General features: G+C 61.3%; 10 protein-coding genes. 6 read left to right on the top strand and 4 right to left on the bottom strand.

Annotated elements, in window-relative coordinates; genetic code table 11:
* Positions 1–80 precede the first annotated feature (80 nt).
* From CZ674_RS13910 to CZ674_RS02620, 5 genes are all read left to right on the top strand, one after another.
* A complete protein-coding gene (locus tag CZ674_RS13910; RefSeq protein ID WP_268802381.1) occupies positions 81–647 on the top strand; it encodes an SGNH hydrolase domain-containing protein in 567 nt (188 codons plus the stop codon).
* A gap of 58 nt (positions 648–705) precedes the next feature.
* Complete coding sequence (locus tag CZ674_RS02635) at positions 706–1,551, top strand: ABC transporter permease (protein WP_086990996.1); 846 nt, start codon at positions 706–708, stop codon at positions 1,549–1,551.
* Positions 1,551–2,741, top strand: a complete 1,191-nt coding sequence (locus CZ674_RS02630) for an ABC transporter ATP-binding protein (RefSeq protein WP_086990994.1) — start codon at positions 1,551–1,553, stop codon at positions 2,739–2,741. The genes CZ674_RS02635 and CZ674_RS02630 overlap by 1 nt, the downstream gene beginning before the upstream one ends.
* Before the next feature lie 81 nt (positions 2,742–2,822).
* Positions 2,823–5,165 (top strand): hypothetical protein, encoded by a 2,343-nt coding sequence (locus CZ674_RS13905; protein ID WP_143244605.1) that lies wholly within the window; start codon positions 2,823–2,825, stop codon positions 5,163–5,165.
* Positions 5,166–5,223: 58 nt separating this feature from the next.
* Entirely contained in the window at positions 5,224–6,159 is a 936-nt protein-coding gene (locus CZ674_RS02620) for a glycosyltransferase family 2 protein (RefSeq protein WP_086990991.1), read from the top strand.
* Here the strand turns inward: CZ674_RS02620 and trmB are convergent, their stop codons facing one another.
* Both trmB and CZ674_RS02610 read right to left on the bottom strand, forming a co-directional pair.
* Positions 6,160–6,888, bottom strand: a complete 729-nt coding sequence (gene trmB / locus CZ674_RS02615) for a tRNA (guanosine(46)-N7)-methyltransferase TrmB (protein ID WP_086990989.1) — start codon at positions 6,886–6,888, stop codon at positions 6,160–6,162. It lies immediately after the preceding gene.
* The gene (locus CZ674_RS02610; RefSeq protein ID WP_086990987.1) at positions 6,885–8,159 is read right to left on the bottom strand and encodes an O-antigen ligase family protein; all 1,275 of its coding nucleotides are present in this window, start codon (positions 8,157–8,159) and stop codon (positions 6,885–6,887) included. The genes trmB and CZ674_RS02610 overlap by 4 nt, the downstream gene beginning before the upstream one ends.
* Before the next feature lie 101 nt (positions 8,160–8,260).
* Here CZ674_RS02610 and CZ674_RS02605 point away from each other — a divergent pair, with 101 nt between their 5' ends.
* Entirely contained in the window at positions 8,261–9,007 is a 747-nt protein-coding gene (locus CZ674_RS02605; RefSeq protein WP_234988388.1) for a polyprenol monophosphomannose synthase, read from the top strand.
* On the opposite strand, the gene galE is transcribed toward CZ674_RS02605, so the two are convergent.
* Positions 8,982–9,956, bottom strand: a complete 975-nt coding sequence (gene galE / locus CZ674_RS02600) for a UDP-glucose 4-epimerase GalE (protein WP_086990983.1) — start codon at positions 9,954–9,956, stop codon at positions 8,982–8,984. The two genes, CZ674_RS02605 and galE, sit on opposite strands and share 26 nt — an antisense overlap.
* A 58-nt stretch (positions 9,957–10,014) precedes the next feature.
* The gene (locus tag CZ674_RS02595) at positions 10,015–11,190 is read right to left on the bottom strand and encodes an acyl-CoA dehydrogenase family protein (protein WP_086990982.1); all 1,176 of its coding nucleotides are present in this window, start codon (positions 11,188–11,190) and stop codon (positions 10,015–10,017) included.
* Positions 11,191–11,260: the final 70 nt, after the last annotated feature.

The raw sequence follows: 11,260 nt of genomic DNA, 5'->3' as shown, positions 1-11,260 counted from the left end.
CCATCATGAACACGACCGTCGCACTGGCGGCGTGACTAGAACTGTCACCTATTCGTGCAGCAGTCCCGTACTTACCGGCCTTGCGTGCGATAGTGGAGGATAACCATTGGCGAGTGGACGTATACACCGGGTACGCCTGTCAATGGATCATCGACCACGAAGGCGCGTGCGAGGATCACTTGGATGACCTTCACCAGAAGCTCAGTGAGGGTGAACTCGACTACGATGTGATCATAACCGGCGCGGCCCGGTGGTCTCTTGAGGGCCGCAGCGGGCAAAGCGGTGACTATGCAGCAACGTGGGAAGCAGTCATGGAGCGTGGTACTCAAGTTATTGCAATTGAGGACGCGCCAATGGTTTCTGAAGACCTGATGCAATGTGTGCAACGCTCGTCATTTGCCTTCTCACCTGAAGAGTGCCACGTGACCCCTGAGCGGGGTGCGGACGCGGAAGATTCCGTGGCGCTCGCCACGCACAATTCGAATGCAGAACTCCTTCGTACATGGGACTTGTTCTGTAACGATGAGGTGTGCCCTGCAGTGATTGGGGGCGTCATCGTCTACCGAGACGCAAGTGGCGCATGTTACTGCCGAGTACGTCAGTACAATGACTCCGTATATTCAAGAACGCCTGGAGGAACTCATTGATGACGAGCACATTAAGTAGACCCGGCGGTTGTAGTGAAACGAGATTCCTTTGGCTTTAATGAAAGAGCGTGCCCTCAATGCGTGGCACGTCTTACGCAGCCTGACAAGCCGCGACGTTAAGGGCCAGTACAAGCGAACTCTGCTCGGTCGCCTGTGGTCGTTGATTAGCCCACTGGCGCAGATCGCCATTTATGGCTTGGTTTTTGGGTTGCTCTTCAAGGCAGACCCCGCCGTGGGAATCAATTCTGGTATCGACACCTACGGGCTGTGGCTTGGTGTCGGCATTATCGTTTGGAATTTCATCAACTCCGGCATTCGTGACGCGATGACCTCGTACCTGCAATTCAGCGGGTTGCTGAAGAAGGTCCATTTGCCAAGATGGACGTTGCCATTGTCGAAAGTCTTGTCCCGAACAATAACGTTTCTAAGCGAGCTTGCGGTCCTCGCTCTGGTATGCGGCATCTTCGGAGGTATTGAAGTCCTGCTTAGAATTGTTATGTTGGCGCCTCTTGTCGTGTTGACCGGCATCTTCGTGTACGGCGTCGGCCTGACGCTGGGAATCGCCCTGGTTTACTTTCGAGACATTGAGCATTTCTGGTCAATATTCACTCAAGCTTGGTTCTACGGGTCAGGTGTGATGTTCCCTTTGTCGACAGTGGCTGCCGCGCAGGAGTCGCTTGATGAGTCCGGAGCCACATTCCTGGGTATGCAAGTACCTCTGCTTGCCGTCTTTCAAGCAAACCCTGCCTTCGAGATAATGACCGCGTTCAGGCGCGTCCTCTATGATTTTGCCTGGCCGGACATGCAATCGATATTAACTATCACAGCTTGGTCGGTGGGCACGCTCGTCGTCGGGATCCTGACCTACCGACGGCTGCAAGGGCGAATCGTGGAGGAGCTGTAATGTCGACTGAGGATGCCATTGTCGTTGATTCAGTGACAAAGCTGTTTAAAATTTATCACGAGAGGAATCAGTCCGTGAAGGGGACGGTTCTTCGTGGTGGGCGCTCGCGGTACGAAGAGTTTGCCGCCGTCAAGGATGTTTCATTCACTGTTCCTAAGGGGTCGACCTTCGGGCTTATTGGAAGTAACGGCTCAGGCAAATCGACCCTGCTGAAGTGCATAGCTCGAATCTTGGAGCCGAATCAGGGAGCGATCTCGACTCATGGCAGGTTGGCTGCGATGCTCGAGGTGGGGAGCGGTTTTCACTCCGAGTTATCCGGTAGGGATAACATCTATCTCAATGGCTCAATCCTCGGGATGTCTCGACGCGAAGTCGATTCGAAGATCGATCGAATCATCGATTTTGCTGGGGTTGAACGTTTCATAGACACGCCGGTAAAGAACTATTCCAGTGGTATGTACGTGCGCCTAGGGTTTTCTGTGGCGATTCATACTGAGCCGGACATTCTTGTGGTTGATGAAGTCTTGTCCGTAGGCGACGCAGAGTTCCAGGCTAAATCCAGGGCAAAATTCGATGAACTCAAAGCTCAAGGAACGACGATAGTGCTGGTATCCCATAACAATTCCCTTGTGCGAAGCTTCTGCGATCAACTTGCGTGGTTGGAAAAGGGTGATTTGCGACAAATTGGAGGCGTGGAAGAGGTCCTGGAAGCGTTCCAAGGACCTGCCAAGTCAAAGGTCGCCGCTGAGTTGCCGACCAGCACAGGTGCTGCGACCATTGACTCTGTATCGGTAGTGGGTTCCGACGGAGGGGCACGAGAATCGATCGAAGCCGACGAGCCAGTTCAGCTGCGTATGCGTATCACTGCCCACGAAGACGTATGCGACCCTGTCTTCACCATTACGGTCAAGTCAGACAGGGGCGGGCCTGTCTACAGGGTTAACTCCCGCGACTTGGGGTGGACTACAAGCGCCCTCAAGGCTGGTCGTGCCGTCCTGAATCTGCCAATGCTTTCGTTGCCCCTCGGTGCCGGCGATTACGTAATCGATGGAGATGTGCGTGAGCACCGGAGCAAGATTCCAGCTGCAATGATCGAGCGGGACGGCGCATTCTCGGTAGAATCGGGCCCTTACAACTCGAATCGGACGCTTCTGCAACTCCCTACTAAGTTCATCCTCGACTCGGCGTAGAGCATCTCTCCGTAATCCTTGGTATTTCAGCGGAGTGTCGCTAGACTGACATCGTCCTTGAACTTGTACCTGAGGTTGAACATGTCGAAGTTATGGCGCGGATTGTCACTTGCGCTCACCGCGGTCCTTGTTGCGACAGTCCTTGTTGCGATGCCGAGTCTTACCGACAACAGCGATGCTGATGCCGCGAATGCGGCGGAGTTCGACCCCGGGTACATCATCTCCGACGAGAACTTCTACAACGGCTCTGCCATGACAACAGCGCAGATCTCGTCCTGGCTCAAGGGCAAGAACGCAGGGTGCGTTTCTGGCAAGAACTGCATTCTCAATTACACCGAGCACACACCCACGATGGCGGCAGACGCATACTGCGGCCGACTCGAGGGCAAGTCGGGCGAATCCGCCGCAAGCGTAATCGCCCGTGTCGGCAAGGCGTGCGACATCAGCCAGAAGGCGCTTCTGGTGCTGCTCGAGAAGGAGCAGTCGCTCATCTCCCTGCGTGACGTGCCCAACTGGAAATGGGAGTCTGCGACCGGCTATGGCTGCCCTGACACTGCCCCCTGTGACGCCGGCTTCGGTGGCTTCTTCACGCAGGTCTACTTCGGTGCCCGCGCCTACCAGTACTACAAGGCTCATCCAACGCAGTACCGACACCAGCCGATGGCGACCAACTCGGTGCTCTACAACCCCAACTCGGCTTGCGGGTCTTCGCGCGTGTACATCCAGAACTATGCGACCGCCGGGCTCTACAACTACACGCCCTACCAGCCCAACCGTGCTGCGCTGAACAACCTCTACGGTGTCGGCGACTCCTGTTCGGCGTACGGGAACCGAAACTTTTGGCGCATGTATAGCGACTGGTTCGGTAACCCGACCGAGAAATCTATCAGTCCGATTACTGCGGGGCTCGCAAAGACGCCGGACAGTGATCGCCTTTGGCTAATTTCAAACGGAAAGCGTTACCCAATTGGATGGGAATCTGCGGTTCAATACCGATGGGCGCTTGGTGAGCCCCGAGTCGTCAGCCAATCGAAATTGCGAACGGTAGGACAAGGCCCATGGGCCGGGCCAGCCCTGAAGTCAGGCTCGAGTGTATGGTTGCTCGACAGCGGAACCAGACATGAGTTCACCTCTTGCGCCCAGGTGGCCGAGTTTGGTCGTGACTGCGGCTACTTGCCTAATGTTTCGTCTGCGATGATCGGAGAGTGGAATGCAAAAGGCAAAGTCAGTGCTTACCTCACATGGCCTGGTGGAGGACACTGGCAGGTCGTTGATGGGCAGCGGCATCAAGTCGCTGACGCCGGTGCTGCTCAAGCTGTTGGCGTGACCGATAATTTGTTGACGTTACGTCGTGATGCGGTTCGTCCGATCACTATTGGTGAGCCCTTGGTTCGAGTTGGGATGATTATTCATGACAATGGTTCAGGCGAAAAGATGGTGCGTACGAAGAAAGGTTTCGTGTCTCTGTCGGTCGGTCAGACTGAGCTGAAGGCTCTGCAGAAAGAATCGTCGTGGGTGTGGACTGCGTCGATGCGAGCTATCTCTGCTCCCACCCCCCTACCGGATCTCATTCACTACGGCCCCAAGCATCTAGTCATGACAGATAGGGGCTTAGTCCATGTAGACGGGGGTCTATGGGGGAAATCAACACACTTCAAGCGGCTTTGGGTGCCGATGCTTTGGGGTATCGCTGTTGATCAGCCCCGAGTGCAATCCGCCTTGCTGGTCCAGGAGAAGGGGGCCTCAACTGTCTGGCTACTGCAAGGAGGACGAAAGCAATCTGTCGTTCCAGGAGAACTGGCAGATTTGAAAGCCAAGTTCGGTGACCCGCTCGTGACCGCCAGCGACACCACCACTAAGATCCCGCTTAACTCGAAGCATAACGTTCAAGCCCAGCAGACCCCGCAGAGCACCGTCGAGCAGCTCGAAAGCGGCGCTCTCGTCGAGAGCGCGACCAGCGGAGAGCAGTTCCTGTACTCCGAGTCAGACGGCCTCGTGGCCATCGAAGACGCGGCATTCGCAGCTGCGCTCGGCATCGACGCGGAGCCTGTTGCGCTCGAGGACTTTGAACTCCAGTTGATCGGCAATTCTGACACCGTGCTCAACACGTGGGGCATTACGTGCGGCGGCGAGAGCTACTTCGCGGCCGGTGGTGAGCTCACGCTATTCGCGCCAGACACGCTGGTTCACTACCCGCTCGGCTTCGTCGAGCTGCCGGCAGACATCTGCGGGACGCTCGCGGTTTCGGACGCAGAGATCGGCAAGGCGGTCACCGATGCCGCCGGTCAGGTGTGGATCATCTATGAAGGTCGCAAGCATCTAGCGAGCGATGAGTGGTTGGCAGAGAACCCGCCGAGAACTGAGCCGTTCGCATTGCCTGCGGCCTACCTGAAGCAGGTGCCGACCGGCACCGGTCTCGAGTAGTCGCTCGCTGGTGCGAGAGAATGGTGGAGTGAACAGCCACTCCAGACCATGCGTTGTCATGACCATGATGGTGCGCGACGAGGCCGACATCATCGCGGCCGCAATCGAGCATCACTTGAATCAGGGGTTCGACAGAATCCTGGTCACCGACAACGCGTCGGTCGACGGCACCCGCGAGATTCTGGCCGAATATGCCAAGCATGCCCCGGTGACGGTCTACGACGATCCCGAGCACCGAAAGCAGCAGGCGCAGACGGTCACGCGCATGGCACGGCTCGCGAGGCTCGAGTTCGGTGCCGACTGGGTCGTGAACTCGGACGCCGACGAGTTTGTGATGTCGCTGCGCGCAGGGCAGACGAGCGCCGATGTGATTAGGTCATGGCCGAAGTCGATTGTGTCGACGACTGTGCCCGTGACGAACCTCGTGGGCCCGGTCGCGGTCTCGGGCGGCGGACTAACAACGCGGATGCTCTGGCGCGACGTGCGCAGCCCGCAGCAGCTGCAGACGGCTGGAGTGATTGCGCATCCGACTCCCAACACGATCCACGTCGGGCACCCCGGCGTTGACGTGCGACAGGGCAACCACTTCACGTCGCTGCTGTCGAGAGGTGCACCCGAGGGCGGCCCTGGCATCGAGGTGTTGCATGTTCCGTGGCGCTCCTGGGAGCAGTTCGAACGCAAGACGATCAACGCTGGTCGCGGGTATGAGGCCAACCCCTCGCTGCGGCCGAGCCCGAATCATCACGGCATGCGCGACTGGCGACGATGGAAGGCCGGCGAGCTGCTGCCGTCGTTCGTCTCGCGCATGATCACGGGCACCCCGAGTGAGGCAGACGGCTTCGTTCGCGAGGATGCACTGGCGGATGCCCTGCGGGCGACAGACCCGGTGCTTCCGCAGTACATGGGCCCGGTCGTCGACGCGGTCCGCGAAGAGCGGTTCTCTGAAGACGAGATAGCCCGACTGCTTGACCAGGCGGGCGCACTCGTCAGCTGATCAGCGGCGCCGAGCCTCGATATCGAAGATCTCGCGCCCCGCGTCCATGCCCTTGCGCTCGAAGCTTGTCAGGATACGCCCCTCGAACCGTGGCGCATAGCCGCCGTGGGGGTTCTCGAACTCTGCAGCGGCGTCTGTGACCTCGAGCATCTGCTCGGCGTATTCCTGCCAGTCGGTGGCCAGGCGCCAGGTGCCGCCGGGGCGCAGCGCACTCGCGACGATCGCTGCGAACTCCGGCTGCACGAGACGGCGCTTGTGGTGGCGCTTCTTGGGCCACGGATCGGCGAAGAACGTCCAGACCTCATCGACCGTGCCCGCCGGAATCATCGATCCCAGCACGTCGATCGCGTCGGCGTTGACGGCGCGCACGTTCGAGAGACCGGCTTTGCCGATGCGACCGAGAAGACCGGCGACACCCGGCACGTAAACCTCGACGGCCATGAAGTCGCGCTCCGGCTGCTGCTCTGCACGCGCTGCAATCGCCTCGCCGAGACCCGACCCGATCTCGATCGTCAGCGGGGCTTCGCGGCCGTACTCTGCGACGGCGTCGAACCTGAAGTCGGGATGCACGCTGGTCGACGAGTGCTCTCGCGGCACATCGATGACGAAGTCGTCAGCGTGCTCCTGCCAGTAGGTCTCACGCGGCCCCACGAGCCGGGATCCGCGACGGACGAAGCTGACGATCTGGCGACCCTGAAAGGGCTGGTCGTCGACGGACTGTTCGTTCATTGCTCTGCTGTCTGCTTCTGCACGCGGATCGGGAGCGTGCGCTCACCCCGCTGCGGCAGCCCCGCAGCGAACATAAACAGTAGCAGTGCGCCGAGCTCGGTGAGCGGGCGCGACTCCGTGAATCCCTGCACGACGAGGGCAATCAGAAGCAGCAGCGGCACGGCTCGCAGAGCCGGGTGATCTTCGCTGTAGCGGATGCGCGACACGGCATTACGAATCGACGTGATCTGCATCGCTACGAAGATGATGAGCCCCACGATCCCGAGCTGTAGCGCGACGTCGAGCCAGACGTTGTGGGCCTGCAGATACACGGCATGTCCCTGCGTGAGCAGGTGTCCGTATGGCTCGACCCAGGGCATCCAGTAACCCATCCAGCCGTCGCCGACGATGGGGCTGTACAGCCAGCGCACCAGCACGATGCGCCAGAACTCGAGTCGGCCGGTGAGGTCTGGTGACTTGCCGAGCATCTCGGCGAGATCCTGCCACAGCACGGCTCCGACGATGACGGCGCCCCCCATCGCTGATATCGACGACCAGAAGGTTCGGTAGTAGGCCTCGCGAGAGACGCGGAAGCGGATCAGGATGAGGATGGCCGCGACGATGCAGCCGGCCAGGATGATGACGACCGTTGCGCTCTGCGACAGCACGACGCTTGCAAGCGGAACGACGACGAACAGCGGCCACAGGCGGCGATCCTGCTGCGACATGGCGCGCGCGACGGCGATGATGAGCGCCATGACTCCGAGCATGCCGGTGAGGTTCGCGTTGCCCGTCAGCCCGGAGATGCGGCCGCCCGTGAAGATCTCGGCAGGGGTCCACCAGTAGACCTCGCTTCCGGCTACATCGCCGTGCCAGACAGGCCGGATGGGGCCGATCCAGAGTGCCGCGACGATCTCGAACACCAGCGAGCCGATCAGCAGCCCCTGCAGGCTCCAATGGAGTACGGCGACCAGGCGGCGCAACGACAGCGTGGCAATGACCAGTGCCGCCGCGGCTATCCCGAGGGTCAGCGCAGCGCCCATGAGCGTCGACCACCAGGACCCTGCCCAGAACGCAGACACGAAAGCCATCGCGACGAACAGCAGAGCAGGACGACCGGGGTAGGGGACATCACGTCGGCGAAGCCACAGTTCGACCAGCGACCACGCAATGACGAGACCGATCGTGACGCCCCAGCCCGCCCATCCGATCAGGTTTCTCACCATGTCGCCGCATGCCACCTGCACGATGACGACGCACGCGAAGACGGTGAGTCGGCGATCGGCAGTCATTGCCCCATGATCCCACGGCTGACTGTGTGCGGCTTCTCGGGTTTGCTGTGAAAAGATGTACCGTCATCAGCCCGGCCGACCAGACGATCGAAGGAGGGGCATTGCCAGCTTCGCGCACAGTCGTGATGATCCCGACCTTCAACGAGATCGAGTCGCTCGAGCGCACTGTCCGCGAAGTTCGGCAGAATGCTCCAGAAGCCGACGTGCTCGTGATCGACGACAACAGCCCTGACGGCACCGGTGACCTCGCCGACAGGCTTGCGGCAGATGACCCGGCCATCCGCGTGATGCACCGCACCGAGAAGGCAGGCCTCGGCGCCGCATACATCGCCGGCATGCGCGTGGCCATGGAGTGCGGGTACGAGGTCGCGATCGAGATGGACGCCGACGGGTCGCACCCGGCCGAGGCTCTGCCAGCCCTCATCGCCGCGGCCCAGACGAATGATCTCGTGATCGGCTCGAGGTACATGCCCGGCGGTGCCACCGAAGGCTGGGCGCGCGACCGCGAGGTGCTGTCGCGCACCTCCAATGCCTTCGCCCGCACAGTGCTCGGCATCGACGTGAGCGACCTCACCGCCGGATTCCGCGCGTACCGCACCGACCTGCTGCGACAGCTGCGGCTCGATTGCGTGACGAGCGAGGGCTACTGCTTTCAGATCGACATGACGCGCATCTCAGCTGACGCTGGTGCGCGCATCGCCGAGATCCCGATCGTGTTCAGAGAGCGCAAGCTCGGGTCGTCGAAGATGACCGGCAGCATCATCGGCGAAGCTCTGACCAAGGTGACAGGCTGGGGAGTCGGCCGAAGAGCGGCCCAGGCGGTCAGTCTCGTTCGCCGGCTGCGCTGACCGCCGAGGCGATCATCTCGTCGATCGAGTAGCGCATCTGCCAATCGAGGTCGCGGGCAGCGAGAGTGCCGTCGGCGACGATCGATGCCGGGTCTCCCGGTCTCCGAGGACCAACCTCGGGCGCCTGGTCTGAGTCGGTTGCCTTCAGAATTGCCTCGATGATCTCTCGCGTCGACGACCCAGCGCCTGAACCCAAGTTGTACACCGATTCGATCGGCTGCCCGCTCTCGAGCCGCTCGGCCGCCGCGACGTGCGCGAGCGCCACATCCTGCACGTGCACGTAGTCGCGCACGTTGGTGCCGTCGGGGGTCGCGTAGTCGTCGCCGAAGATAGTCGGAGTGCGGCCCGCTGCCAGGCCTGCGAGCACCTTGGGCACCACGTTGTGGGGGCTGGTGTCGCGGATGCGCCCGGTGGCCGAGCCGATCACGTTGAAGTACCGCAGCGACACGGGGCTGAATGACCCTCCCTCGAGCTCGGCGCGGCGACGCTCGTTCCAGAGCATCCACTCGCCGATCAGCTTCGACTCGCCGTAGGGCGACTCGGGCGTAGTGGCTGTCGCCTCGGTGACCTGCGCGACATCAGGTGTTCCGTAGACGCCGGCGCTCGACGAGAAGACGATCTCGGTGACCTCGGCCTCGCGCATCGCCTCGAGCAGTTCGACAGTGCCGGTCACGTTCTGCGTGTAGGTGTGCAGCGGATGCCGCACCGATTCTCCTGCGTACTTGTAGCCGGCGAGGTGGATCACGCCGGTCGCGCCCTCGAGGGCGCGCGTGACAGCATCGCGGTCGAGCAGCGAGCCCTCGACGAATCGGGCGGCCTCTGGCACGAACTCTCGTCGTCCGCTCGAGAGCGAGTCGATGACCGTGACCTCGCGGCCCGAGTCGATCAGCGCCTGTGCGACGTGTGCTCCGATGTACCCGGCTCCGCCTGTGACCAGCCAACGCGTCATGCTGTTCCCTCTCGCTCGATTGGGAACAACTGTAGACGCAGAACGTGACCTGCGCAGATCAGGCGAAGGCGCTCTTGCCGATGATCGCGCGGCCCACGATGAGCGCGTTCATCTGGAACGTGCCCTCGTAGCTGTACAGCGCCTCCGCGTCTGCGAAGTAGCGAGCCGCCTGGTAGTCGGTGACGATGCCGTTGCCGCCGCAGATCTCACGCGACCAGGCGACGACTTCGCGCATCCGCGCCGTCACGAACATCTTCGCCATCGCCGAGTGTGCGTCGCCCTGACGGTCTTCGTCGAGCATGCGCGACACCTGCGTGCACATGGCGATCGATGCGGTGATGTTGGCGAGTGACTTCGCGAGCATCTCCTGCACGAGCTGGTGCTGACCGATCGGCTTGCCGAACTGCTTGCGCTCCTTGGCGTAGTTCACCGCTGCCTCGTAGGCGCCGGTCATGACGCCGATCGAAAGCCACGCGACCTCGGCTCGGGTCAGCTTGAGCACGCGAGCGGTGTCCTTGAACGAATTCGCTCCCTGCAGCCGCATTGAGTCGGGCACCCGCACATCTGTGAGCGTGATGTCGGCGTTCTGCACCATGCGCAGCGCGATCTTGTTCTCGATCTTGGTCGTCGTGAATCCCGGGGTGTCGTTCTTCACGATGAACCCCTTCACCTGGTCGTCGGCCTCGTCGCGCGCCCAGATGATGACGATGTCACTCCAGGTGGCGTTGCCGATCCAGCGTTTTGCGCCGTTCAGCACCCACTCGTCGCCTTCGCGGCGGCAGCTGGTCGACAGGCCGAGCGATGCGTCTGAGCCCGAGTCGGGCTCGGTGAGGCCGAATGCGCCGATGACCTCGCCGCTTGCGAGCTTCGGCAGCCACTCGGCGCGCTGCTCGGGGGAGCCGCAGACGCCGATCGACCCCTGGGCGAGACCGTTCTGCACGCCGGCGAAGGTGCCGATCGATGCGTCGGCTCGGCCCATCTCGAGTGCGAGCCAGCCGCGGAACACAGCAGAGTTCTCGAATTCGCGCGTCTCTTCCCAGTTGAAGCCGAGGGCGCCGGTCTGGGCGAGCGGTGTGACGATGTCAATCGGGAACTCGTCGCGGTGCCAGTGGTCGGCGACTGCGGGCTGCATCTCGGCGAGGGCGGCTCGAAGCCTTTCGACCGCTCCCTGCTCCTTCTCGGTCAGGTCGGCTTCGAAGCCGTAGAAGTCGCTGGGCAGCAGCTCGATGCTCATTGGAGTCCTTTCGCCAGATGGTGCCAAGAGTCTAGGTCGCGAGCCTGCGTTGCGACAGCCCGATTGCTAG

Source organism: Agrococcus casei LMG 22410, assembly GCF_900163565.1.
Taxonomy (GTDB): domain Bacteria; phylum Actinomycetota; class Actinomycetes; order Actinomycetales; family Microbacteriaceae; genus Agrococcus; species Agrococcus casei.
Note: the sequence above shows the minus strand (reverse complement) of the source record. Positions and strands in the feature narration are given on the sequence as shown.

What these genes read in the sequence shown, in the direction of transcription:
- CZ674_RS02635 (WP_086990996.1), top strand. Translation starts at nt 706, where the DNA reads ATGAAAGAGCGTGCCCTCAATGCGTGGCACGTCTTACGCAGCCTGACA.
- CZ674_RS02630 (WP_086990994.1), top strand. Translation starts at nt 1,551, where the DNA reads ATGTCGACTGAGGATGCCATTGTCGTTGATTCAGTGACAAAGCTGTTT.
- CZ674_RS13905 (WP_143244605.1), top strand. Translation starts at nt 2,823, where the DNA reads ATGTCGAAGTTATGGCGCGGATTGTCACTTGCGCTCACCGCGGTCCTT.
- CZ674_RS02620 (WP_086990991.1), top strand. Translation starts at nt 5,224, where the DNA reads ATGACCATGATGGTGCGCGACGAGGCCGACATCATCGCGGCCGCAATC.
- trmB (WP_086990989.1), bottom strand. Translation starts at nt 6,888, where the DNA reads ATGAACGAACAGTCCGTCGACGACCAGCCCTTTCAGGGTCGCCAGATC.
- CZ674_RS02610 (WP_086990987.1), bottom strand. Translation starts at nt 8,159, where the DNA reads ATGACTGCCGATCGCCGACTCACCGTCTTCGCGTGCGTCGTCATCGTG.
- galE (WP_086990983.1), bottom strand. Translation starts at nt 9,956, where the DNA reads ATGACGCGTTGGCTGGTCACAGGCGGAGCCGGGTACATCGGAGCACAC.
- CZ674_RS02595 (WP_086990982.1), bottom strand. Translation starts at nt 11,190, where the DNA reads ATGAGCATCGAGCTGCTGCCCAGCGACTTCTACGGCTTCGAAGCCGAC.